Genomic DNA, 23,469 nt, shown 5'->3' on the forward strand with positions numbered 1-23,469 from the left:
GGACCGCCGCTCAGAAGCCGATGCCGCCGGGCAGGCCCGGCGCACCGCCCTGGGGACCGCCCTCGGGGCCGCCGAAACCGCCGAGACCGCCGGCGAGCGGGCCGAGCTTCTCCGCGGCCATGCGGTCGGCCTGGGTGCGCGCGTCCCGGTACGCCGCCACGATCAGGTCACCCAGGTCGGAGAGCGAGTCGGGGTCGGCCGCGTCGACGGCGCTCGGCGGGATGACCACGCCCTTCAGCTCGCCCGAGCCGGACACGCGCACGGTCACGCCGCCGGACGAGCCGTCGACCTCCGCCTCCTCGAGCTCGGCCTGCGCGGCCACGAGCTGCTCCTGCATCTGCTGGGCCTGCTGGAGGAGGGCGCCCATGTCGAAGCCGCCTCCCCCGGGGAGGCCGCCGGCCGGGTCGAACGGGTTCTGGCTCATCGGGTGCTCCTCGGTGGATCGGGCGGGTCGGGTCGGACAGGTCTGCGGGCCCCAGTGTGCCGGGGTGGTGTGCGGGTCAGTCGTGGCGGATCTGGTCGATGACGACTGCCCCGAGCTCCCGCTCCAGTAGCGCCGTGCCCGCCAGGTCGGGGGCGTCGTCGACGGGGTCGTCGGGCGACGCGGCATCGTCGGGGTCGTCGAGCCAGGCGGGCGGCTCGTCGGGCGGGGGGCCGTCCTGCGCCGCCGCCCGCTGGCCGGCGGCCGCGTGCGCCTGACGTGCGGCGTCTGCCGGTCGGGCGGGGGGCTCGGGACGCTCGACGGGCTCCGGGCGCTCCGGGCGCTCCTGGCGCTCCGCCTGCGGGGCGGGGCCGGGCTGGTCACGCGGCTCGGTCTCCGCGGGGCGCTGGGTCTGTGCGGCGGGGGCACCCGCTCCGCCGGGCTCGACGGCGGGAGGCTGCGGGGCGCGTGGCGGGGTGGGCCCGCCGCCTCCGGTGCCCCCGCTGCCTCCGGCGGCGCCCGGGTCGACGATCGCCTCGATGCGCCAGTCGAACCCGAAGGTGCGGACCGTCGCCTCCTGCACGACCTCGATGCTGCCGCCCGACTCGAACGACGAGCGGGCGCCGGCGTTGGCGAACCCGAGCGTGAGCACGCCGTCGGAGAACGCCACGACCTGCGCGTTCTTCGACAGGTGGATCCAGGTGACCCGCCGCATCGACTTCGTGGCCTCGACGACCTCGGGCCACAGCCGCCGCACGTCGGCGAGCGTCATGCCGCCCGAGGACGAGCCCGCGCCGGACGGGGCTGCGCCGGACGGGGCCGGAGCGGCCGGGGCGGACGGGCCCGGCGTCGGCTCCGGGGCGGCCGGGGCGGGAGCAGCGGGAGCCGCCTGGGCGCCGCCGGGCACCACCGCGGTGGGCCACCCGTCGTCGGTGGTCGGGGCGTCGGCGTACGCCTGCTCGCCGGGACGCTCGCCGGGGCGGTCCGCGGGCGGGCCGGCGGGTGCGGCCGGCTCGGTGCGCTCGGGCTCCGCCGGCCGAGGAGCCGGCTGGCCGCCGTCGTGCTCACCGGGGCGGTCCCCGGGGCGGTCGCCGACCGGCGACGGAGGCGCTGCCGGACGCGGCGGCACCGGGGGCGGCTGGTCGGCGACGGGGCGCGGGTCCCGGCGCTCGGCCGGACGCTCGGGGGCCTGCGGCGCGGCAGGGGCCGCGGCCTGGGCCTGGGCCGGCAGCGCGTCCGCGAGCCGCGGGCGCACGGTGCGCGGCGCCGGGGCGGCCGCACCGTCGGCCTCGGCGGCGATCGCGGCGCCGCCGGGCATCGCCATCCGCCGCTCGATGCGGTCGAGGCGCGCCATCACGCCGTCGCTGGTGGAGTCGGCGGCGGGCAGCAGCACCCGGGCGCAGATCAGCTCGAGGAGCAGCCGGGGCGCCGTGGCACCGCGCATCTCGGTGAGCCCGGCGGCCACGAGGTCGGCGGCGCGGCTCAGCTCGGTCGCACCGAAGCGGGCCGCCTGGGCGCTGAGGCGCTCGCCCTGGTCCTCCGCGACCTCGAGCAGGCCGGTCGCCGGGGCGTCGGGCACCGCGGCGATGATGACGAGGTCGCGCAGGCGGCGCAGCAGGTCCTCCGTGAAGCGCCGCGGGTCCTGGCCCACCTCGATGACCTTGTCGACGACGCCGAACACGCCCGCGCCGTCACCCGCGGCGAACGCGTCGATCACCTCGTCGAGCAGCGTGTCGGGGGTGTAGCCGAGCAGGCCCGTCGCCAGCGCGTGGGTCACGCCGTCGGGGCCGGAACCCCCGATGAGCTGGTCGAGCACCGAGAGGGTGTCGCGGGCCGAGCCGGCACCGGCGCGCACCACGAGCGGCACCGCCGCGGGCTCGATCGGCACGCCCTCGCGGTCGCACAGCTCCTGCAGGTATCCCGACAGGAGCTTCGGCGGGATCAGCCGGAACGGGTAGTGGTGGGTGCGCGACCGGATCGTCGGGATGACCTTGTCGGGCTCCGTCGTCGCGAAGATGAACCGGAGGTGGGGCGGCGGCTCCTCCACCAGCTTGAGGAGCGCGTTGAAGCCCTGCGTCGTCACCATGTGGGCCTCGTCGATGACGTAGACCTTGTAGCGGCTGTGGACGGGCGCGAAGAACGCCTTCTCCCGCAGGTCGCGGGCGTCGTCCACACCACCGTGGGATGCGGCGTCGATCTCGATGACGTCGATGGAGCCCGGGCCGCCGCGCGCCAGGTCGCGGCACGAGCGGCACTCGCCGCACGGGTCGGCGATCGGCGCCTGCTCGCAGTTGAGCGCCCGCGCCAGGATGCGCGCGCTCGTGGTCTTGCCGCAGCCGCGGGGGCCCGAGAACAGGTAGGCGTGGTTGACCCGGTTGCTCGCCAGGGCGGCGCGCAGCGGCTCGGTGACGTGGTCCTGGCCGATGACCTCGGCGAACGTCTCCGGGCGGTAGCGCCGGTAAAGAGCGAGGGGGGAGTCCACGAGAGGCACCCTAACGAGAGGCGCTGACAACCTCGACCGCAGCGGTCGGGGGACGAAAAGGCCCCCCGTGCACCCGGCAGAGCTCACTTACCCTTGCTGCCTTCCGGCCCTGGGGGAATTGGGCGAGGTGCCGCCACACGGGGGGTTGGCAGCGAGTGTAGGCGACCCCCCGAGCGAGCGACAACGCGACCACTCCGGGGACGGCGGAGCGCGGCGGACCGCGCCGTACGGCGGGTGTCGGCGCGCCCACCGGATTTCACCGGCCCCGCGGGACCCAGTACGCTCCTCGGCGGAGGTATCGCCTAGTGGCCTATGGCGCACGGCTGGAATCCGTGTTGGGTTAACGCCCTCGGGGGTTCGAATCCCCCTACCTCCGCCACGTGCTCGACGCGAGAACCCCCGCCGGGGTCGACCCGGCGGGGGTTCTCGCGTTTCGCGGGCGCGATGTCAGACCGTGATCTCCAGCCGCCGGATGCTGTCGTCGACCACCGTGAAGATCATCCGCAGGTCGACCTCGCCGCCGGGGAAGTTCCCGGACAGGTGGGTGGCCACCTCCCAGGCGTCGTCCGCCGGCCGGGTGACCGCGCCCAGCGTCGTCACGACGTCGAACTGCCGTGCCGACTCCTCGAAGACCTCGAGGGTCGCGGCGCGACCCTCGAGGGGCACTCGGCGAGGTCCTCCACTTCGCCGTCACGGTCACCAACCGCACGGAGGCCGAGACCCGGGTGGTGATCGACTACGTCGTCCACTTCCGCAAGGCCAACGGGACGTCGTCACCCAGGGTGTTCAAGCTCGCCCAGCGCAGGCTCGCCCCCGGCCGCTCCGCCGACCTACGGGGCACGCACGCGTTCCGCGAGCTGACCACCCGGCGCCACCACGGCGGCGAGCACGCCCTCGAGATCCAGGTGAACGGACGCCGGCACGGCTACACGACCTTCACCCTCGAGACGGACTAGATCAACGCTATACAGAAATACATAAACGCTATACAGAAATACATAACAGCGCTGCACTCGAGGCATGATCTCGACCCCAGCACCGACCCCGCCCACCGCCCACCGTGACCGTCTCGACGGACGCCGCGCCCTCGTGACCGGCGGCTCCAAGGGCGCTGGCCGCGCCGTCGTCACGCGGCTCCTCGAGATGGGGGCCGACGTGTGGACGACCGCCCGCACGATGCCTGCCGGCCACGACCGCCCCGACCGCTCCATCGCCGCCGACACCGCGACGCCCGAGGGCGTCGCCCGCGTGGCCGAGCGCATCGCGGAGGCCGGTCCCCTCGACGTACTGGTGCACGTCGTCGGCGGGTCGACGACCCCGACCGGCGGTTTCGCCGCCGCCGAGGAGGAGCACCGGCTGCGCGAGCTGAACCTCAACCTGCTGGGGGCGGTGCGGCTCGACCGCGCGCTCGTCCCCGCCATGGTCGAGGCAGGCGCCGGCACGGTCCTCCACGTCACCTCGATCCAGCGGCAGATGCCGCTGCACGACGCGACGCTGCCGTACGCCGCGGCGAAGGCCGCGCTGCGCACCTACAGCAAGGGCTTGGCCACCGAGCTCGCTCCCCGCGGGGTGCGCGTCAACGCCGTCAGCCCGGGCGGCATCGCGACTGAGTCCCACGCCGACTTCGTGGACCTGCTCGCCACGGGCAACGGCATCACGCACCGGGAGGCCGAGCAGGGCATCCTCGACTCGCTCGGCGGGGTGCCGCTGGGGCGCTTCGCCACGCCCGAGGAGGTCGCCGACCTCGTGGGGTTCCTCGTCTCGGACCGCGCCGCGACGATCATCGGCGCCGAGTACGTGATCGACGGCGGGACCGTCCGCACGGTCTGATCGCGTGGGGCGCGAGGTTCGGACGGCCCGACCGCGGGAAGAGCGGGACCCATGACGGACGACCAGATCACACCCCTGCCCCCGCTCTCGTGGTGGCTGCTCCTCGCCGTCGGTCTGGCCGCGGTCGCGGGGATGCTGTACCTCGCGTTCGTGCCCGCGACGGTCCACCAGACCGTCGACGACGACGACCACCCCGGCTACACGACGACGTGCGCCTCGCTGGTCGCGGCCGGCTGGCCCGGCGACGTGCACCCGAGCGAGCGCCAGACCTCGCGCGGCGTCACGGAGACCGACACCTCCGAACCGCCGTACGACGCCTGCCACGCCCGCCGCACCCTCGCCGCCGCAGGGATCGGCGCGCTCGCCGCTCCCGCGAGCGCGCTCGTCTACCTCGTGGCCGTCAGCCGCCGACGTACGCCGCGGGTCGACGCCCCGGCGTGACTCCATGCCTCACGGGCAGGCGGTCTCCCGCTGCTGCACGTCGCTGCCGCCGATGCGGCCCAGCGGCGTACCGGGGGAAGCGGTGGACGGCGCGAGGTAGCAGCTGTAGTCGCTGCGGTTGAAGCCCTCGAGGTGCAGGTGGGGACCCGTCCAGCAGTTCTCGTCGTAGGCGATGTCGCCCCCGACCACGCCCAGGACCGTGTCGGTGTCCACCGTGTCGCCCTCGGCGACGCGCACCTCCTCGAGGTGGAGGTAGGCCACCCGGCCGATCTCGGTGCCTCCCTCGCTGACCGAGACCTGCACTCCCTCTCCCCCGCCACCGTTCGAGCACGAGGGGGCGACCTTGGCGACGGTGAGGGTGAGGCCGTCCGGTCCGCTCAGGCGTGGACGCACCGGGGTCCCGGCGGGGACGCCGTAGTCGGCCGACCAGTCGCCGGGGTACCCCGTCTCGGCGTCCTCGAAGTTCACGGCCGTGTGGTGGCCGTCGGGGTGACTGGTGAGCGTCGCGTCGTAGTCGGCCTCGATCGTCACCTCCGAGCCGCCCGCGTGGGCCGGTGGGGCGAGGAGGGCGGTCGAGGCGGCAGTGGTCGCCGTGGTGGCGGCAAGCGTGAGGGCAGCAGCGGCTGCGGTGTGGAGGCGCACGTTGTTCTCCCGAGAGTCGACGTTCGTTCCGCGTTCCACGCTACGACGACGAGGCGGTGTGTCAAGGCCCCCGGTCGTGCCCGGGACTCAGTGCCAGCTCCGCGAGCTGCGGGTCGACGTCACCAGCAGCGGACGGTCGCCGAGCAGCCCGGACCACCGCACGGCGAGGGCCAGCGCGTGCCAGAGCAGCGTGCTCGTCCCGGCCGAGAGCGGCTTGCCGTCGTCGTCGACGGTCGTCACGCCGTACGTCGCCGCGGCGCGCCCGGGCCACAGCCGCGCCACCTGGCCGGAGGCCACGACGGCGCGCTTCTCGAGGAGCTCGAGGCTGGTGTAGCCCATCGGCACGTTCGCCAGCAGCGCCTCGTCGGCGAAGTCCGCGAGCTCGCCGCAGCGCGACAGGCCGTGGTTGGTGCGCACGAGGAACAGCAGCTCGTCGTGCCCGGTCGCCGTCGCCGCGGGACGACCCGCGAGCCACCCGGACGGGCCCGGGGCGCGGAGCTCCTGACGCCCCACCCGCACCGAGCGGTCGTGCCACGCGTCGGCGTCGGTGACCATGGGGATGTTCAGGCTCACCGCCGCCGCCACCGGCTCGTCGCGGGCCGCAGCACGAGCGCGAGGGCCAGCGCCGCCCCGGCGAGCAGGCCCCACCACAGGAACTCCGAGCGTGACACCCCGAGGTGGTCCTCCGGCGCGCGCGGTGCCCGCGCCTCGACCGTCTCGCCGGGCAGCGTCGTGCTCGTCGTGACGGTGCCGTCGGGGGCCACCTCGAGCACTCGCGTCAGCGCCTCGAGGGGCTGCACGACCCCCGCCCCGCCGTACGCGTTCGGCGCGTCCGTCACCCCGCCCGCCGTCGCGACGATCCGCGAGGCCACCTGGGGGGCCGTCCAGCCGTTGCCCGAGCTGAACATGACCGCGGCCAGGCCGCTGACGACGGCCGTGGCGTACGACGACGAGGCCGGCACCTCGCACGCCCCGTCAGGCAGCAGGGTGAGCGCGCCGCCGCTCGGGGCGACGACGTCCGTCGAGTAGGACGGCCGCGTCCACGACGAGGCCGGGGCGCCGAGCTCCGGCATCGCGGCGACGCCGAGCACGTTGGGGAGGTCGTACGCCGCGGGGTAGGCCACCGCGTCCGACGGATCCTCCTGCGGGCGGTTGCCGAGGCTCGGCGGGTCGCCGCCCTCGACGTTGAGGCCGGCGGCGACGACCAGCACGTCGAGGTCGCCCAGCTGCTGGACCAGCGAGCCGATCTCCGGCGACTGCGAGGCGTCGACGGTCATGGACACGTTGACGACCTTGATGTTCCCGCCCGCGTGGTTGGCGACGACCCACTGCAGGCCCGCGGCCAGTCCGGCGACCGACGGCTCGACGAGCCCGTCCTGCCCACCCTCGCCCGTGTTCACGTCGGCGACCTGCACCGCGTAGATCTTCGCGGCCGGAGCGACCCCCACCCCCGGACCGCCGCCGCGTCCCGCGATGATCCCCGCCACCTTGGTGCCGTGGTAGGACTCCGTCGTCGGCGTGGTGCCGGCCAGGTTCACCGATCCCGCCACCGGGAGCGCGTCGCTGGCGGCCACCCCCGTGTCGATGACCGCGACCCCGACCCCCTCGCCGCGCGCGATGCGGTGGAGCGACGCGTAGTCGAGGTCGGTCGCCAGCGGAGACGTCCCCTCGCTGCTCAGCGGCTCCCCGTTCTGCGACGGTCCCGCCGGGCACTCGACGGCCGCCGCCGGCGCGGTGGCCCCGGGCAGCAGCGTCACGCACGTCGCCGCGGCCGTCAGCCCGAGCGCCGGTACGACGCGCCCCACCGCCCGTCGGATCACCCGCCCGCTCCCGCCTCGGCCTCGGCGCCCTCCTCGGCGGGCGCCTCCTCGCCCGGGGCGACCGGCGGGCAGGTGCGGTCCGCCTGCGCGCTGGACCCGATCGGTCGGAGCGCCTCCTCGCGGGTCAGGGTGACCCCGCAGCCGAAGTGCTCGATCCAGGCCGTCGGCACGACGGCGGCGTCGTCGATCCCGTAGCCGAGCTGGGTGAGTGCGTCACCGGGCAGCGCGTAGCGCACGCCCTGGGAGTCGACGAGGAACGCGTCGCCCGCGCGGGTGTCGGTGAAGCCGCCGACCCGCACGACGGCGCCACTGCCGCGCTCGACGAAGGTGCGCACCTTGTCGGCGCCGACCCCCTCGGCGGCCGCGGGCGCGGACGGCCGGAACGCGAGGGACACCGTCGGGGGCACGTCGTCGTGGGTGCTCAGCACGACGCACGGCTGCTGGGCCGCCGCGTCCTGCCGGAGCTCGGGACGGTCGACGGGCCAGACGTCGTTGGGGGCCGGGTCGGCGTACCGGGTCCCGATGTCGCCGGTGACCTGGGACGGCTCGCCGATGTTGGGCAGCGTGCGGTAGACCGCGGCCCCGAAGTCCGACATCTCGCGGTAGCCGTCGGCCGTCAGCACGACCTCGTCCCCGTTGCGGTCGAGCACGAGCATGCCGGTGAGCGCCGGGTTGCCGTTGGAGAGGGTGAGCCCCTCGATGCCCTGGCCGGGCTGGTCGAGCTGCCCCTCGAAGTCGAAGGCGTCGAGCCCCAGCGGGGGCGCCGCCGGGAACAGGTCGACCCAGTCGCGCGGCACCTCCACGACGTCCTCCGGCACGGGCCCCTCGAGCACCTCGAGCAGCTCGGCGGCGGCCTCGGCGGACGGGATCTCCATGCGGAAGACGCGTGGCGTGCCGTTCGCGTCGGGCTGGCCGGGGGCCAGCAGGAAGTAGGCGCCGCCGCTGCTGACGACCATCGCCGCCTGCTCGTCCACCTCGACCGAGGGATCGGACGCCACGGCGACCTGGAACCCGCCCCCGTTCGTCGTGCACCCGGTCCACCCGGTGCGGACCAGCGCGTCGCCACCCGGCATCGCGACCGGCGCCTCGGGGATGCCGATGGCGTCGGCCTGCTCGTACTTGTTGATCTCCTCCTCCGGCACCGTCGTCGGGTTGAGGTCGGAACCGAGGATGAGGCGCGCCGAGGTGGCGTTGACGATGGGCACCAGCACGGTGTCCTCGCCGTTCTCCCCGACCTGCACGAGGTAGAGCTGCACCGAGTCCTCGGCGAGCACGACGCCCTCGCTGTCGGCCCAGCCGGCGTTCGGCCGGGGCTTGATGAAGCCGAGCACGGCGGCGGCGGCCAGCACGAGCACGGTGATGGCGACGCCGCCGATGATGGCCCGGCCGGGCCGGCTCGGCTCGACCTCGCGGCCGCCCGGGGCGCCGGAGACGAAGGCGGTCACGAGCCGCCGACGGCTGAAGGAGTAGGCCTCGACGAGGTCTCGCTTGGTGGCCACGTCAGCGCGCGATCAGGTCGGGCACGCCCACCGCGAGGGCGAGCAGCGGGAAGAGGGCCACGAGCGCGATCGTCTCGGCGATGTCGCCCAGACGCGCGCGGCGCACCGAGGTGCCGCCCGGCACCAGCGTCGTCAGGAGCACGAGGCCACCCGCGACCGCCAGCGCGACGGCGGCGGTGGGCCGCCAGTCCGGGTGGACCACGAGCACGCTGACGGCGGTGACGAGCAGCCCGAGGATGCCGGTGCCGAGACCGACGAGCACCTCGAGCCCGGTGCGGTACTGCCGCGTCCGCATCATCACCACGACGCAGCAGAGGGCGGCGAGCACGGTGCCGGAGAGGCCCAGCCCCACCGCCAGCGGCGCGACCAGCACCACCAGCAGGCCCACCGCGGAGGTGATGCCGACGAGGATCTCGTGGGCCGTGCGGGCGTCGGCCAGCACCCGCTCCGGATCGATGTCGTCGGGGTCGTTCTGGATGTCGTCGACGGTGGCCAGCTGGTCGACCCGGGTCGAGGTCGCGCTGAGCGCGAGCCAGGGGAAGACGCTGCCCGCCACCACGACGAAGACGAGCACGACGGTGAGGACGGCGCTCGGGTCCCAGTCCGTCACCCCGAACAGCCACCCCCCGACGGCCATCAGCCCGCCGAGGAGCACCGGTGCGGCGAGGAGCGGGCGACCGTCCTCGAGGCCCACCACCACGACGAGGGCCACGGCCAGGACGCCGAGACCGACCGCGGTGAGCACCGGCACGTCCCACTCCACGGCGGCCAGGTAGCCCGCCACCCCGCCGTACGCCGCGCCGAGGAGACCGACGACGACCGCCGCCTGCCGCTCGTGCTGGACGCGGGACAGGACGACCGCCCCGGCGCCCAGCACCAGGGCGATGACCGCGGCGCCGACGCCGGCCAGGAGGGAGTCGCTCTGGATGAGGAGCGACCAGGCGCCGACCCCGAGGAGCAGGGCCGCGGCCCCGAGGGCCGTGCGGCGACCCGCCGCCGGCTCCCAGGGCTTGAGCTCGCGCTCGACGACGTCCGTCATCGCCTCGACGACGTCGTCGTACACGCGCGGCGGGTCGTCGTCGACGCCCGCGCTGACGGTGAGGAGGCCACCGTCCTCGACGCCCTGGATCATGAGGCCGGCGTCGTGGGCCAGCGTGCGGCCGTCGTGGGTCACCACGCGGTAGCCGCCGTGCACCGTCGCGGCGTCGAGGAGACCGACGCTGCGGGCCAGCTCGGGCACCAGCTCGGCCACCGGCACGGCCGACGGGAGGACGAGGTCGACCCGCCGCCGCCCGGACGCCACGGTCACACGCACCAGACCCGACGTACCGACCTGTGCCTGGCTCATCGTGGGGCCCCTCCTCGGGCTCGGCGGGTCACGCGCCCGGAGGGCGGCCCGCAGGGGGAGGTGCGGCGGGGGCGCCGCACCCGGACACACGAGCCGCCCCGACCATCACTGGTCGGGGCGGCTCGGTCGACGACTCAGACCGGGAAGCGGTCCGCGCCGCGGAGGTCGGCCGCGCGGTACTCCTGGTTGGAGGCCTGGACCGCGTTGCCGGTGCTCTCCAGCAGCGCGATCATCTCGGCGATCGCGGTGTCCCACTGCGCCTTGGCGGTGAGGTAGGCCTGCTGCGCCTGGCCCTCCCACTCGCTGCGCAGCGGCGAGAGCTCGCTCTCGAGCTGGTCGAGGCGCCCCTCGATGTCGCGGGCGGTGCTGACGAGGTCCTGCGAGGCAGCCTCGAGGCTGCCGTGGTTGACGCGGATTCCGCTCATGTCTCTCTCCTGCTCCTCGAGCCCGGCTCAGCCGAGGCGGTTGAACTGCGACTGGAAGGTGTCGGCCTGCGTGGTGTCCGTCGAGACCGCGTCGGTCTCGGTGTCCCGCAGGGAGGCCTCGAAGTTGTTGAGGGCGTTGGTGATCGTCTGCTGCTTCTCCTGCCAGGCGTTGTGCAGCTGGTGGAAGGCCGCGGCACCCTGGCCGCCCCACTGCGCGCCGATGCCCTGGATCTTGCTGGAGAGCGTCTGGCTCTTGCGGTCGAGGTCGATCTTCGCCTCGGCGACCAGCTGGGCCGCGCTGGAGAGACTGCCCTCTCCGATCTGAACGTTCGACATGCTCATCTCCTTCTCCCCCGAGCGGTTTCCGAGACGCGCGAGGAGCTGACCGTGTGGTTCGGACTCGCCGGGAGAGGTCGCTGCCCACCCGGACGGTGGCGTGTGGTACCCGGGGCCCGAACCGGTAAACACCTCAGCCGACGATTTCCCAGATTCTGCGGAAAACCCCGACCGTCACGACGAAGGCCGGCACGGCGAGCGCGACGGTCAGCGCCTCGGCGATCTCGGCGCGCCGTCCCCACCACACCGAGCGCCACCCGCGGCCCAGCGCGACGGCCGCGGCGACCACCGCGACACCGACCACGACGGCGGCCAGCCCGAGACGGCCCGACCACGACTGCTCCGCCACCACGGCCACCAGCACGCACCCCAGGCACCACAGGCCCGCGAGCCGCAGGGCCACCCGTGCGGCGGGGTGCCGGTAGCTGCGGGCCACCAGCAGCTGCGTGCAGCCCACCAGCGTGACCAGCAGCGGCGCGCCCACCTCGTCGATCGGCAGACGGGTCGTCTGCAGCACGAGGGGGGCGGCCACCAGGGAGACGGCGAGCACGGCCGTCGCCGCCGACCCGACCAGCCGTGCCCCGCGCTCGACGACGTCCTCGACGGCCGCGCGGCGGATGATCGTGCGGGTGCGCCGGCTCGTCGTGCGGTCGCGCGCCGACCAGGCCGAGACGGCCAGGCGTTCGAGGTCCACGAGAGTCTGGTCGGGCACGTCGACGGCCACACCGGGCACGAAGCGGCCCGCCACGAGGCAGAGCAGCAGCAGGGTCGCCCACACCACCCGCTCGTGGAGCCCGACCACCGCGGCGAGGCCGGCCACGACGAACACCGTGCCCCCGGCCCACATCCACACGCGCAGCTGCTCGTCGGACACCCCCGTCGAGGCGCGGGCGACCGCCGCCGTGACCGCCGCCCCGAGCGCTGCGATGCCGACGACCATGGGGAGCCGCGCGGACGCGGGGTCCCAGACGGCGACGAGCGCCGCCGTACCCCCGAAGACGGGAGCCGCCAGCACCCGCAGCTCCACGAGGCGGCCGAGCGGGAGCACCCCCACGAACGCCCCCGCGAGCAGCAGCCCGACCAGCAGCCGCCGGTCGTCCTCGCTGCCGCCGGCCAGCACCCCGAGCCCCGCCAGCAGGGCCGCGGCCGCGGCCAGCGCCACGAGGCAGCGGGCCACGGGACCCGGCCCGTCCGCAGGGTCCGTCCGGTGGCGGTCGCCCCGCTGGCGGTCGGGTACGGCGGGGGGTGCGCCGTACGTCGCCACGACGACGCTGCCCGAGCGGATGCCGGCGTCGGCCAGGGTGACCCGGCCGGGCAGCTCGGCGCCCCGGTGGTCGCAGAGGCGTGCGGGCGTGCGCTCGCCGGTCTGCTTGGCGTACTCCCGGAGCACGTCCACCGCGGAGGCGCCCTCGGGGACGAGGAGGTCGAGCACGCCGGAGCGGCCGTGCACGGAGAGCGCGAGCGTGCCCGTCGTGCTGCCGGCAGCCGCACCGGCCACGGTCTCGGTCATCCGACCCCTCTCTCGTCAGGGCGCGCCGGTGGCGCACGAGGGAGGCTAGTTCCCCGCCCGCGACCGGACTACCCGTCCCGATCGGGACGGGTTTCCAGCGACATCTCCACAAGGTGCGCGGCGGGGGTTTCGCCAGGGGGTCCGACGGGGCACGAAGGCGCCGGTGCGGCCTGCCCTGGCGCGTACCGTGAGGGGCCCGACCGGGCCGACGAGGGGAGCCGTGTGAGCACCACGCTGCGCAGCAGCCACCGCATCGACGCACCCGAGGTGCCGACCGGGCAGATCGTGCTGCAGCCGCCGCCGCAGATCCAGGAGCACGAGGGCGCCAGCGGCGTGCTCATGAACGCGATCCCGATGCTGGGCAGCATCGGCTCGATCGTCGTCATCGCCTCGCTCTCCAGCCAGGGCGGCACGACCGGCGGACGCTCGATGCTCGCCGCGGGCATGTTCCTCTTCGCGACCCTCGGCTTCGTCGCCGTGCAGATCGACCGGCAGCGCAAGCAGCGCAACCAGCAGGTGACGGGGTCGCGCACGGAGTACCTGCGCTACCTCGCCGGCATCCGCCAGGCGGCACGCGACTCGGCCGACCGGCAGCGCGAGGCCCTGACCTGGCACCACCCCTCCCCCGACGCCCTCCCCGCCGTCGCCGAGGACCGCACGCGGCTGTGGGAGCGCGCCTCGGGCGACCCCCACTTCCTCCAGGTGCGCTGGGGCGTGTGCCCGCAGCCGCTCTCCGTCGAGCTGGTGCCGCCGGAGAGCGCACCCATCGACCAGGTCGACCCCGCCGCCGCCTCGGCCCTGCACCGCCTCCTCGTCGTGCACCGCGTGCAGCCCGGCCTGCCGGCCTCGGTCGACCTGCGCGCCTTCGACCGCGTCGAGGTCTGCGGGCCCGAGGAGCAGGCGCGCTCCCTCGCGCGGGCGATGCTCACCAGCGCGGTCGCCTTCCACGGCCCCGAGCAGGTCGTCGTCGCGGTGCTCAGCTCGGAGGCCAACCTCGAGCACTGGGACTGGCTGAAGTGGCTCCCCCACGCGCAGAGCGCGCAGCAGTCCGACGCCGTCGGCCCCATGCGGATGGTGAGCACGTCCATCGACGACCTCGGGGCGCTCCTGCCGCCCGACCTGGCCGAGCGGCCCCGGTTCGGTGCGGACGAGCGCGCGGCCACCCCCCACGTCGTGCTCGTCGTCGACGGCGGCATCCTGCCGCCCGGCAACCACGTCATCCCGCCGGACGGTCTCCACGGCGTCACGGTCATCGACCTCCCCGCGCGGTGGGAGGAGCTCGAGGACCCGACCCGCCTGCGTCTCGAGGTCGTCGGCGAGGAGTCCGACGGCCGTCCGCGCATCGACGCCATCCGCGTGCGCACCGAGGTCGTGCACGGCACCGGCGACCAGTGCTCCATCGCGAGCGCCGAGGCCCTGGCCCGGCGGCTCACCCCGTTGCACACCGTCGCGAGCGGCGACTCCGGCGAGGGCGGCAACCCCGCGGAGATGTCCGGCCCCACCGACTTCATGGACATGCTCGGTCTCGGCGACGTCCACGGCTACGACCCGGCCGGGGCCTGGCGCCCGCGGCCGGCCCGCGACCGCCTGCGCGTGCCCATCGGGACCGGCGACGGCGGGCTCGTGCACCTCGACATCAAGGAGTCCGCCCAGCAGGGCATGGGTCCCCACGGGCTCGTCATCGGCGCGACCGGCTCCGGCAAGTCGGAGTTCCTCCGCACCCTCGTGCTCGGTCTCGCGATGACGCACTCCTCCGAGCAGCTCAACATGGTGCTCGTCGACTTCAAGGGCGGCGCCACGTTCGCCGGCATGTCGGAGATGCCGCACGTCTCGGCCGTCATCACCAACCTCAGCCAGGAGCTCACCCTCGTCGACCGCATGCAGGACGCCCTGTCGGGCGAGATGGTGCGGCGCCAGGAGCTGCTGCGCGAGGCGGGCAACTACGCCTCGATCCGCGACTACGAGCGGGCGCGCGCCGGCGGCGAGGACCTCGCGCCCCTGCCGTCGCTGTTCATCGTCGTCGACGAGTTCTCCGAGATGCTCACGGCGAAGCCGGAGTTCATCGACCTCTTCGTCGCCATCGGCCGCCTCGGCCGCTCGCTCGGGCTCCACCTGCTGCTCGCCTCGCAGCGCCTGGAGGAGGGCCGCCTGCGCGGCCTCGAGTCCCACCTGTCCTACCGGGTGGGCCTCCGCACCTTCTCGGCCGGCGAGTCGCGCGCCGTCCTCGGCGTGCCCGACGCCTACGAGCTGCCCGCCGTGCCCGGTCTCGGCTACCTCAAGCCCGACCAGTCCACGCTGCTGCGCTTCAAGGCGGCGTACGTCTCCGGGCCCCCGCCGGCGAGCTCGCGCGCCACGGTGCGCCGCGACGAGGGCGGCAACGTGCGCGGCATCCTGCCCTTCACGATCTCCGAGGTGCAGACGCTCGAGCCGCTCGAGGACGAGGTGGCGCCGGTCGAGGAGGTGCGCCCCGCCGCGCAGGGCGAGCAGCCCTCGCTGCTCGACATCGCCGTCGACCGCATGCACGGCAAGGGCCCGTCCGCCCACTCGGTGTGGCTGCCGCCGCTCGACGTGCCCGACACCCTCGACCAGCTGATGCCGGACCTGACGACGACGCCCGACGCTGGTCTCGTCTCCCCGCACTGGCGCAGCATGGGCGGCCTCGTCGTGCCCCTCGGCACCGTCGACCGCCCGCGTGAGCAGCGGCGGGACACCCTGACGATCGACATGGCGGGCGCCGGCGGTCACGTCGCGGTGGTCGGCGGCCCCCGCAGCGGCAAGAGCACCCTGCTGCGCACCATCGTCACCAGCACGGCCCTCACGACGACGCCGCTCGAGTCCCAGTTCTTCGTGCTCGACTTCGGCGGCGGCACCTTCGCGCCGCTGGCCCGGCTCCCGCACGTCGCGGGCGTGGGCACGCGGGCCGAGCCCGACGTCGTACGGCGCATCATCGCCGAGGTGCAGGGCATCGTGGACCGCCGCGAGGCCTACTTCCGCAACCAGGGCATCGACTCCATCGAGACCTACCGGACGCGGCGCCGGCAGGGGCGCGCGGACGACGGGTACGGCGACGTGTTCCTCGTGGTCGACGGGTGGAGCACGCTGCGTTCCGACTTCGACGACATCGAGATGTCCCTGCAGCAGCTCGCCGGTCGCGGCCTGACCTTCGGTCTCCACATCGTCGTGGGCGCCTCGCGCTGGCCCGACTTCCGCGCCGCGATGCGCGACGTCTTCGGCACGCGGCTCGAGCTGCGGCTCGGTGACCCCATCGACTCCGAGATCGACCGCAAGATCGCGGCCCTCGTGCCGACCGGCCGCCCCGGCCGCGGCCTCGTGCCCGGCAAGCTGCACTTCCTCGGCGCCCTCCCCCGCGTCGACGCCACGCCCGACCCGGCCACCATCGGCGACGGCGTGGACGAGCTCGTGCAGCGGGTCTCGGCGGCGTGGACCGGCCCGACCGGTCCCAAGCTGCGGCTGCTCCCCGAGCAGATCGAGTCGGACCGCGTGCTCGCGCAGGCCGCCGAGACACTGCTGGAGGGCGGCCGGACCCTGGCCGACAGCGGTCGGATCCTCCTCGGCGTCAACGAGAAGGAGCTCGCGCCGGTCGGTCTCGACGTCGACGCCGAGCCCCACCTGCTCGTCTTCGGCGACGGCCGCTCCGGCAAGAGCGCGCTGCTGCGCTCCTACGTGCGGGAGGTCATGCGCACCCGCACGCCGAAGCAGGCGCAGGTCGTGGTCGTCGACTACCGCCGGTCGCTGCTCGGGGAGGTGCCGGACGAGTACCAGCTCAACTACCTGACGAGCGCGGCCCAGGCGACGCCGCTGCTGCGGGACCTCGCGAAGTACCTCGAGAACCGCATCCCCGGCCCCGACGTCACCCCCGACCAGCTGCGCAACCGCTCGTGGTGGCAGGGCTCGGAGGTGTTCGTGGTGATCGACGACTACGACCTCGTCTCGACCGGCTCGAACTCGCCCGTCCAGCCGCTGCAGCCGCTGCTCGCCCAGGCCCGCGACGTCGGCCTGCACGTCGTGCTCGCGCGGCGGTCGGGCGGCGCGTCCCGCGCGCTCTACGAGCCCGTCATCCAGTCCCTGCGCGACCTGGCCATGCCGGGCATCGTGCTGTCGGGCTCGCCGGACGAGGGTGCGCTCATCGGCAACGTGCGCCCGCAGAAGGCGCCGCCCGGCCGGGGCCGGCTCGTGACCCGCGACCGCGGCACGGAGGTCGTGCAGCTGTCCTGGTCGCCGCCGACCGACCTCTGACCTGCGGTGGAGCCGCGCCGAGGGGAGCACGTGCGCGTCCGTCGGCCCGCCGCCGTCCGTATGATCACCGGGTGATCTTCAAGCGGGTGGGCAGCGGGCGTCCCTACCCGGCCCACGGCCTCGACGCCAAGGGCTGGGCGGCGGTGCCGCCTCGACAGGTGCGGCTCGACCAGCTGGTGACGACGAAGGACACGCTCCAGCTGGCGGCGCTCCTCGACGAGGACTCGACGTTCTTCGGCGACCTCTTCGCCCACGTCGTCGTGTGGCGCGGCGAGCTGTTCCTCGAGGACGGCCTGCACCGTGCGCTCCGCGCCGCCCTGCAGCAGCGCAACGTGCTCCACGCCCGGGTCGTGGTGATCGACTCGTGAGCGACGCCATCGACACCCGGGTCCGCACCGCGATCACCATGACGGTGCTGGTGGTCCTGCTCCTCGGCGCGGCCGTCTGGGGCTGGACCCGGCTGACCGCACCCGTGCCGAAGCCCGACCTGGGCGCCGCGAGCAGCGGCGTCTGCACCCCGCGCGACTACGAGGCGGGCGCGACCCTGACCGCCGCCGACGTCGTCGTCAACGTCTACAACGCGAGCGGCCGCTCCGGGCTCGCGCAGCAGACGATGACCGCGCTCACCAGCCGCGGCTTCTCCGCCGGCAACACCGGCAACGCGCCCGAGGGCACCGAGGTCGCCCGGGTGGAGATCCGCGCCAACAACATCGAGTCGACCGCCGTCGGCATCCTGCGGGCCAACCTCGGCGACCCCGTCGTCGTCACGCTCGACGAGGACGTCGACGCCGTGACGCTCTACGTCGGCCCCGGCTGGGACGAGCTCAAGGGCGAGGAGGGGTCGCGCACCGTGCCGGTCGCCGAGTCCATCTGCGGACCCAACGACGTGCCGCTGCCCTGATCTGGTCTGGGTCTGGGTCTGGGTCTGGGGCCGGGGCCCGAAGTGGGACGTTGGTACACCGCCGCCCCGCTCCGGACTACCCAACCGCACAGTTCCGGGCCTCCCCGGCGCGCCCGCCCCCTCGCCGTACCCGCGACGTCATGCACCCCGGCGTTCCGGGCCGGCGGTTCGCACGACGTCCGCGAGGTGGTTCAGGCCTTGCGCCCCCAGCGCGCGAGGCGGCCGTGGCGCGACACGAGCCGCAACCGCTCCTCGGTGCTCTCGCGCAGCCCCCGGGGCGTGACGATGATGAGGTCGTCGCCGCGCCGCAGCGCGGTCGTCGGCTCGGGCACGAGCACCGACTCGCCCCGCACGACCAGCGAGATCGAAGCCCCCACGGGCAGCCGCAGCTCGCCGACCTCGACGCCGTGGAGGTGGGACTCGGCCGCGATGCGCACCTGCAGCAGGTCGGCCGCGACCCGCTCGAGCGGCGCCGCCTCCACCTCCAGGTCGCGCAGCTCCTGACCGTCGACCAGGCCGAGGCGGCGGGCCACCCAGGGCAGCGTGGGGCCGGTGAGCAGCGTGTAGGCCACCACCAGCACGAAGACGATGTCGAACAGCTGGGTCGCCCCCGGCACCCCGGCGGCGAGGGGGATGGTGGCGAAGACGATGGGTACGGCGCCGCGCAGGCCCGCCCAGGACAGGAACGCCTGGTCCCGCCAGGGGGCGCGCTGCACCAGCGAGCTGACCGCCACCGACAACGGACGTGCGACGGCGGTGAGGATGAACCCGGCGACGAGGGCGATGCCGATCGTGTGCCAGGTCAGCCGCTCCGGCGTCAGCAGCAGGCCGAGCATGATGAAGAGACCGATCTGCGCCAGCCAGGCGACACCCTCGACGAACGACCGGGTCGCCCCCCGGTGGGGGAGGTCGGCGTTGCCGAGCACCAGCGCCGCGACGTACACCGCGGCGAAGCCGGAGGCGTGCGCCAGCGCGCCCAGGCCGTAGGCGAGGACCGTGAGGCAGACGACGGCGAGCGGGTAGAGGCCGGAGGACGGGAGGGCGGCGCGCCGCATCGTCCAGGCGCCGGCCCAGCCCACGGCCAGGCCGACGGCGAGGCCCACCACGAGCTCGTAGAGGATCTCCAGCGCCATCGCCAGCACGCCGTGCTCGAGCGCGCCTCCCGCGCTCACGAGCACGACGAGCACGACGGTCGGGGCGTCGTTGAGGCCCGACTCGGCCTCGAGCACGCCCGTGATGCGGCGCGGCAGCGGCACGACGCGGAGCACCGAGAACACGGCGGCGGCGTCGGTGGCCGACGTGGCGGCGCCCAGGAGCACGGCGATCTGCCACGGCAGCCCGAGCAGGTAGTGCACGCCGAGCGCGACGACCGTCACCGAGACGGCCATGCCGATCGTGGCCAGCGCGAGCCCGAGCGGCATGCTCGGCCGGATCTCGCGCCAGTCGGTCGTGAGACCGCCCTCCGCGAGGATGACGACGAGCGCGCCGAAGCCGATGGCGTGCGCGAGCGCCGCGTCGGAGAACTCGATGCCGAGGCCCGACGAGCCGAGGGCGACGCCCATCAGCAGGTAGAGGATGAGGCTGGGCAGGCCCGCCCGCGACGAGACCCGCACCGCGAGGATCGCGAGGAGCGTGACGGCCGACCCGACGAGGAGGAACACGTCGAGGTCGTGCGCGTCGAACGTCACGGGCTCACCTCGGGGGTCGGTTCGGGCTGATTCTACGGAGCGCCGACGGTGCGCGCGGGACGAACGACGGTGGTGCGCCCGTGAGGTGCGCCGCGCCTGGGGAGCGCGAGCGGGCCGACCCGTCGCTCGTCCCCAACCCGTCCCCGACGCTCCGTGTTCCCCAGGTACGTCGCGGTCCCTCCCCCGCACGTCGTGCGTGCGGTTCGCTTCTCGTGGGTCGCGCGCCGCGGCCCTCGGGGGAAGGAGACCACCGTGCTGCTGCCGGACACGGCCGCGCTCCGGGCGCTGGCCACGACCTACCACGACCGCTCGGCCGACCTCCGCGACGAGGCCGCCGCCCTCGTCGCGCGAGCCGTCGCCGCGCCCTGGCAAGGTGCTGCGGCCGACGCCATGCGGGCGGCGGCCCGGGCGGCGGCCGACCGGATGCGGGCGACGGCCGACGAGCACAGCGACGCCGGTGCCGCGCTGGCCCAGCACGCGGCGCAGGTGGAGGCGACGCTCGAGCTCATCGCGGGCCTGCGGCAGCGGTTCCTCGAGCTCGCCGCCTCGGTGGGCGCGACGCTCGTCGACGTGGCGGGCGACGTGCTCGACGCCGCAGGCGCCCTCGGCGACACCCTGGGCGACACCCTGGGCGACACCCTGGGCGACGCCGTCGGCGGGCTCGGCGAGCTGGTCGGCATCGGGGGCGACGACGCGGCCGCCGAGCTCCGCGACCGGCTCTCGCGCATCCGCGTGCCGGCGCCGGGCGACCCCGCCTGGCTCGACCTCGACGTCCCGGGCCTGCGGTGAGCGGCGACGCGACCCCGTCGCTCACCACGACGGGCGGCGCGGGCGGGTTCGAGGCCCAGCTGGAGGCGGTGCGGGGGCTCGCGACGGAGTACGACGCGGTGGCCGGGCGGCTCGTCTCCCTCGGTGGCGGTGCGGCGGCGACGCTCGTCGACCCGACGCTCGTCGGCAGCGCGCCGTGGTCGCCGGCCACCTTCGCCGTCGCGGAGGCCCACGTCGCGGGGCTCAACCTCGGCCCGACGGGGCTCCCCGCCGGGGCGGCGGGGTGGTGGGCCCAGGCAGCGGCGGTCCGCGCGGCGGCCACCCTGCTCGAGGAGGCCGACGCGCTCGTGGCCGACCTCCACCACGACCTGCGCTACCTGGCGTCCTACCAGGCAGGCTGGGCGCTCGGCACGATCGGTCGCGCCCTCGGCGTGGACGCCGACGGCCTGCGACCCGACGGGTCGGCCGCCGACCTCCGCGGCCTGGCCGCGCGGCTCTCCGGAGCGCCGGGCGACGCCGAGGGCGCCGGAGCCGCCCTGGAGTCCTGGGCGATGGCGAACCCGGAGGCGGCCGAGTCCCTGGTCGCGTGGGCGCCCGGTCTCCTGGAGGGCGCCTGGGACTCGGGCGACGTGGTGCCGACGCCGTTCGGGGGGCGGTGGTACCTGCCGAGCGTCGGAGCGGCAGCCGGCGTCCTGGGCCTCTGGTACGTCGACGGTCGCGCCCACGTCGAACGGGTCGCCGCCACGACGAGCCGGGGCCCGAGCGACCTCGCCGCCGGTGTCGCCGCCCTCGACCGGGTCAACGAGCTGTCGTCGACCGAGCGTCCCGAGGGCAACGGCACCATCGAGATCCAGCGCATCGGCTCCGGGGAGCAGGCCCGGTGGGTCGTCCTCCTGCCGGGGACGGACGACCCCGGGACCCTCCCCGGGGAGCAGGACGACGACGTCCGCGACCTCGGCACGAACCTGCGGGCGATGGCGGGCCAGTCGACCGCCTACCAGCGCGGCATCGAGGCGGCGATGACGGAGGCCGGCATCGGTCCCGACGACCCCGTGACGATGTGGGGGCACTCCCAGGGCGGCATGGCGGCCGTCCAGGTCGCGAGCGGTGGTCGCTTCGCGGTGGAGGACGTCATCACGCTCGGCGCACCGATCGGGGCGATGCCACCGGCCCCGGACGGGGTACGCGTGACGTCGCTGGAGAACGAGCGCGACGTCCTCGTGCTCCTCGACGGCACGCCCAACCCCGACCGGGTCGAGCACCTCACGGTGCGCTTCGCCGGCGGAGGCTCGACCCCCGGGGAGGCGCACTCCCTGGCGGAGTACGCCCGGGGCGCCGCGGCCGTGGACGCCGCGACCGACCCGGTGGTGCGGCAGCGGGTCGAGGAGCTCCGGGCGTCAGGCGCCCTCGGGGCCGGGGAACCGGCGGTCTCGTGGACCTACCGCATCACCCGGGAGGGGATCGGGTGAGCCGCTGCTCAGGCGGGATAGCCGGTCGGGTTCTGCGACTGCCAGCGCCAGACGTCGGCGACCATGTCGTCGAGGGAGCGGCGGGCCGTCCAGCCCAGCTCCTCGGCCGCGCGGGTCGTGTCGGCCCAGTAGGCGGGCAGGTCGCCGGCCCGGCGCCCCACCACCTCGTGCGGCAGCTCGCGACCGACGACCGCGCAGAAGGCGTCGAACAGCTCGCGCACGCTCGTGCCCCGACCACCGCCGAGGTTGAAGGCGCGCACGGGCGTCGCCTGCTCGTCGAGGTGCTCGAGCGCGGCCACGTGGCCCTCGGCGAGGTCGACCACGTGGACGTAGTCGCGCAGGCAGGTGCCGTCGGGCGTGTCGTAGTCGTCGCCGAAGATCGCGAGCCGCTCCTGCCGGCCGACGGCCACCTGCGCGACGTAGGGCATGAGGTTGTTCGGCACCCCCTGCGGGTCCTCCCCGATCAGGCCCGACGGGTGGGCGCCGACGGGGTTGAAGTAGCGCAGCAGCGCCACCCGCAGCCCCGACGTGGCGGCGGCGTGGTCTGTCAGCACCTGCTCGGTCATCACCTTGGTGCGCCCGTAGGGGTTGGCGGCGGCGAGCGGGGCGTAGGTCTCGACGTACGGCACCGGGGCGTGGTCGCCGTAGACGGTCGCGGAGGAGGAGAACACGAACCGCTCCACGCCGTGGCGCCCCATGGCCTCGAGGAGGGAGAAGGTCGCGTCGAGGTTGGTGCGGTAGTAGCGGAGCGGCTGCACGGCGCTCTCGCCGACCGCCTTGAGACCGGCGAAGTGGATGACCGCGTCGGGGCGGTGCTCGGCCACGAGGGTCTCGGTGCGCGCCGCGTCCGTCAGGTCCACCTCGACGCACGGCACCTCGACGCCGGCCAGCTCGCGCAGGCGGTCGAGCACCGCCGGCCGGGCGTTCGAGAAGTCGTCGGCCACCACGACCTCGTGTCCCGCCTCGAGCAGGGAGAGCACGGTGTGGGAGCCGATGTAGCCGGCGCCGCCGGCGACCAGGATGCGCACGCGGTCATCGTAGGGAGGCTCGTCCGGCCGGGTGGGGTGATCGGCCTCGCGGGCGCTGTGATGTTTCGTGGAGGGAACAGGGGGAAGGCAGGACCACCGACGTCGGGGGATGGACGCAGAAGAGTGCGGCACACGACGAAAGGGCGACGGACATGTATGGCGATGCGGCAGTGATCCGCAGACGCGCCTCGGAGCTGGACGAGCAGGCGGTCGACATCCGCGCGCTGGCAGACCGGTTGGTCGCCGGGGCGGACTCGGTCGGTTGGACCGGTCGTGCTGCGGACGACCTCCGTCTGCGCATGCGCGACCGCGCCGCCCAGCTGCGCGACGTCGCGGGCCAGCACCAGGACGCCGGGCAGGCCCTGGCGAAGCACGCCGGTGCGGTCGGCGAGGTGAAGGACGCGATCGCCGGCATCGAACGCCGGGCGCACTCGCTGATCGCCGACGCCCGCCACCGGCAGGCGGAGCTCGCGACCTTCGACGACGCCGCGGGGGTGCAGCGCACCCTGAGCCCCACCGACCAGCAGCTGGTCGACTTCGATCCCCCACCGCCGGGCCATAAGGACTGGCTCTCCGTCTCCCTCGCGGGACTGTGAGGAAGCAA

The 23,469-nt window shown here is 74.8% G+C and carries 22 protein-coding genes, 1 tRNA gene and 1 other RNA gene; 10 read left to right on the forward strand and 14 right to left on the reverse strand.

The window, feature by feature from the left end; translation table 11 throughout:
- Positions 1 to 10: 10 nt before the first annotated feature.
- From PIR53_15230 to ffs, 3 genes are all read right to left on the reverse strand, one after another.
- Positions 11 to 424, reverse strand: coding sequence for a YbaB/EbfC family nucleoid-associated protein (locus tag PIR53_15230; GenBank protein ID WZH51364.1), 414 nt, complete (start codon positions 422 to 424; stop codon positions 11 to 13).
- A gap of 76 nt (positions 425 to 500) precedes the next feature.
- Complete coding sequence (locus PIR53_15235) at positions 501 to 2,903, reverse strand: DNA polymerase III subunit gamma and tau (protein ID WZH51365.1); 2,403 nt, start codon at positions 2,901 to 2,903, stop codon at positions 501 to 503.
- A 56-nt stretch (positions 2,904 to 2,959) separates the two neighbouring features.
- An RNA gene (ffs, locus tag PIR53_15240) (signal recognition particle sRNA small type) lies at positions 2,960 to 3,050 on the reverse strand.
- Positions 3,051 to 3,194: 144 nt separating this feature from the next.
- Here ffs and PIR53_15245 point away from each other — a divergent pair.
- Positions 3,195 to 3,282, forward strand: a tRNA-Ser gene (locus tag PIR53_15245).
- Positions 3,283 to 3,350: 68 nt separating this feature from the next.
- On the opposite strand, the gene PIR53_15250 is transcribed toward PIR53_15245, so the two are convergent.
- A complete protein-coding gene (locus tag PIR53_15250; GenBank protein WZH51366.1) occupies positions 3,351 to 3,569 on the reverse strand; it encodes a hypothetical protein in 219 nt (72 codons plus the stop codon).
- A gap of 59 nt (positions 3,570 to 3,628) precedes the next feature.
- On the opposite strand from PIR53_15250, the gene PIR53_15255 reads away from it, so the two are divergent.
- The 3 genes from PIR53_15255 to PIR53_15265 all read left to right on the forward strand — a co-directional run bounded on the left by PIR53_15255 (position 3,629) and on the right by PIR53_15265 (position 5,174).
- On the forward strand, positions 3,629 to 3,859 hold the full coding sequence (locus PIR53_15255) for a hypothetical protein (GenBank protein ID WZH51367.1): 231 nt from the start codon (positions 3,629 to 3,631) through the stop codon (positions 3,857 to 3,859).
- Positions 3,860 to 3,923: 64 nt separating this feature from the next.
- A complete protein-coding gene (locus PIR53_15260) occupies positions 3,924 to 4,733 on the forward strand; it encodes an SDR family oxidoreductase (protein WZH51368.1) in 810 nt (269 codons plus the stop codon).
- Between the two features lie 51 nt (positions 4,734 to 4,784).
- Positions 4,785 to 5,174: a hypothetical protein gene (locus tag PIR53_15265; GenBank protein ID WZH51369.1), complete on the forward strand. Its 390-nt coding sequence runs from the start codon at positions 4,785 to 4,787 to the stop codon at positions 5,172 to 5,174.
- A 9-nt stretch (positions 5,175 to 5,183) separates the two neighbouring features.
- On the opposite strand, the gene PIR53_15270 is transcribed toward PIR53_15265, so the two are convergent.
- From PIR53_15270 to PIR53_15305, 8 genes are all read right to left on the reverse strand, one after another.
- On the reverse strand, positions 5,184 to 5,816 hold the full coding sequence (locus PIR53_15270; GenBank protein ID WZH51370.1) for a M23 family metallopeptidase: 633 nt from the start codon (positions 5,814 to 5,816) through the stop codon (positions 5,184 to 5,186).
- 87 nt (positions 5,817 to 5,903) lie between these two features.
- Entirely contained in the window at positions 5,904 to 6,389 is a 486-nt protein-coding gene (locus PIR53_15275) for a hypothetical protein (GenBank protein ID WZH51371.1), read from the reverse strand.
- Complete coding sequence (locus PIR53_15280; protein WZH51372.1) at positions 6,386 to 7,636, reverse strand: S8 family serine peptidase; 1,251 nt, start codon at positions 7,634 to 7,636, stop codon at positions 6,386 to 6,388. The genes PIR53_15275 and PIR53_15280 overlap by 4 nt, the downstream gene beginning before the upstream one ends.
- Positions 7,633 to 9,135, reverse strand: a complete 1,503-nt coding sequence (locus tag PIR53_15285; protein WZH51373.1) for a type VII secretion protein EccB — start codon at positions 9,133 to 9,135, stop codon at positions 7,633 to 7,635. The genes PIR53_15280 and PIR53_15285 overlap by 4 nt, the downstream gene beginning before the upstream one ends.
- Before the next feature lies 1 nt (position 9,136).
- Positions 9,137 to 10,483: a type VII secretion integral membrane protein EccD gene (eccD, locus tag PIR53_15290; protein ID WZH51374.1), complete on the reverse strand. Its 1,347-nt coding sequence runs from the start codon at positions 10,481 to 10,483 to the stop codon at positions 9,137 to 9,139.
- A 134-nt stretch (positions 10,484 to 10,617) separates the two neighbouring features.
- Complete coding sequence (locus tag PIR53_15295) at positions 10,618 to 10,908, reverse strand: WXG100 family type VII secretion target (protein WZH51375.1); 291 nt, start codon at positions 10,906 to 10,908, stop codon at positions 10,618 to 10,620.
- A 27-nt stretch (positions 10,909 to 10,935) separates the two neighbouring features.
- A complete protein-coding gene (locus PIR53_15300) occupies positions 10,936 to 11,244 on the reverse strand; it encodes a WXG100 family type VII secretion target (protein ID WZH51376.1) in 309 nt (102 codons plus the stop codon).
- A 133-nt stretch (positions 11,245 to 11,377) separates the two neighbouring features.
- Positions 11,378 to 12,754, reverse strand: coding sequence for a hypothetical protein (locus PIR53_15305; protein ID WZH51377.1), 1,377 nt, complete (start codon positions 12,752 to 12,754; stop codon positions 11,378 to 11,380).
- A 222-nt stretch (positions 12,755 to 12,976) separates the two neighbouring features.
- On the opposite strand from PIR53_15305, the gene eccCa reads away from it, so the two are divergent.
- The 3 genes from eccCa to PIR53_15320 all read left to right on the forward strand — a co-directional run bounded on the left by eccCa (position 12,977) and on the right by PIR53_15320 (position 17,912).
- Positions 12,977 to 17,011: a type VII secretion protein EccCa gene (gene eccCa / locus PIR53_15310; GenBank protein ID WZH51378.1), complete on the forward strand. Its 4,035-nt coding sequence runs from the start codon at positions 12,977 to 12,979 to the stop codon at positions 17,009 to 17,011.
- Between the two features lie 71 nt (positions 17,012 to 17,082).
- Positions 17,083 to 17,379 (forward strand): type II toxin-antitoxin system VapB family antitoxin, encoded by a 297-nt coding sequence (locus tag PIR53_15315; protein ID WZH51379.1) that lies wholly within the window; start codon positions 17,083 to 17,085, stop codon positions 17,377 to 17,379.
- Positions 17,376 to 17,912 carry a LytR C-terminal domain-containing protein gene (locus PIR53_15320; protein ID WZH51380.1) on the forward strand — a complete coding sequence of 179 codons (537 nt, stop codon included), beginning with the start codon at positions 17,376 to 17,378 and terminating at the stop codon, positions 17,910 to 17,912. Before PIR53_15315 ends, PIR53_15320 begins: the two co-directional genes overlap by 4 nt.
- Before the next feature lie 191 nt (positions 17,913 to 18,103).
- Here the strand turns inward: PIR53_15320 and PIR53_15325 are convergent, their stop codons facing one another.
- Positions 18,104 to 19,600: a potassium/proton antiporter gene (locus tag PIR53_15325; protein ID WZH51381.1), complete on the reverse strand. Its 1,497-nt coding sequence runs from the start codon at positions 19,598 to 19,600 to the stop codon at positions 18,104 to 18,106.
- Positions 19,601 to 19,852: 252 nt separating this feature from the next.
- Here PIR53_15325 and PIR53_15330 point away from each other — a divergent pair, with 252 nt between their 5' ends.
- Together PIR53_15330 and PIR53_15335 are read left to right on the forward strand one after the other, a co-directional pair.
- Positions 19,853 to 20,389 (forward strand): hypothetical protein, encoded by a 537-nt coding sequence (locus PIR53_15330; GenBank protein ID WZH51382.1) that lies wholly within the window; start codon positions 19,853 to 19,855, stop codon positions 20,387 to 20,389.
- Complete coding sequence (locus PIR53_15335; protein WZH51383.1) at positions 20,386 to 21,837, forward strand: hypothetical protein; 1,452 nt, start codon at positions 20,386 to 20,388, stop codon at positions 21,835 to 21,837. Before PIR53_15330 ends, PIR53_15335 begins: the two co-directional genes overlap by 4 nt.
- Before the next feature lie 8 nt (positions 21,838 to 21,845).
- On the opposite strand, the gene galE is transcribed toward PIR53_15335, so the two are convergent.
- Positions 21,846 to 22,865 carry a UDP-glucose 4-epimerase GalE gene (galE, locus tag PIR53_15340; protein WZH51384.1) on the reverse strand — a complete coding sequence of 340 codons (1,020 nt, stop codon included), beginning with the start codon at positions 22,863 to 22,865 and terminating at the stop codon, positions 21,846 to 21,848.
- Positions 22,866 to 23,035: 170 nt separating this feature from the next.
- Here galE and PIR53_15345 point away from each other — a divergent pair, with 170 nt between their 5' ends.
- On the forward strand, positions 23,036 to 23,461 hold the full coding sequence (locus tag PIR53_15345; protein WZH51385.1) for a hypothetical protein: 426 nt from the start codon (positions 23,036 to 23,038) through the stop codon (positions 23,459 to 23,461).
- Positions 23,462 to 23,469: the final 8 nt, after the last annotated feature.

The sequence above is a fragment of the Nocardioides alkalitolerans genome (assembly GCA_038184435.1).
GTDB classification, from domain to species: domain Bacteria; phylum Actinomycetota; class Actinomycetes; order Propionibacteriales; family Nocardioidaceae; genus Nocardioides; species Nocardioides alkalitolerans_A.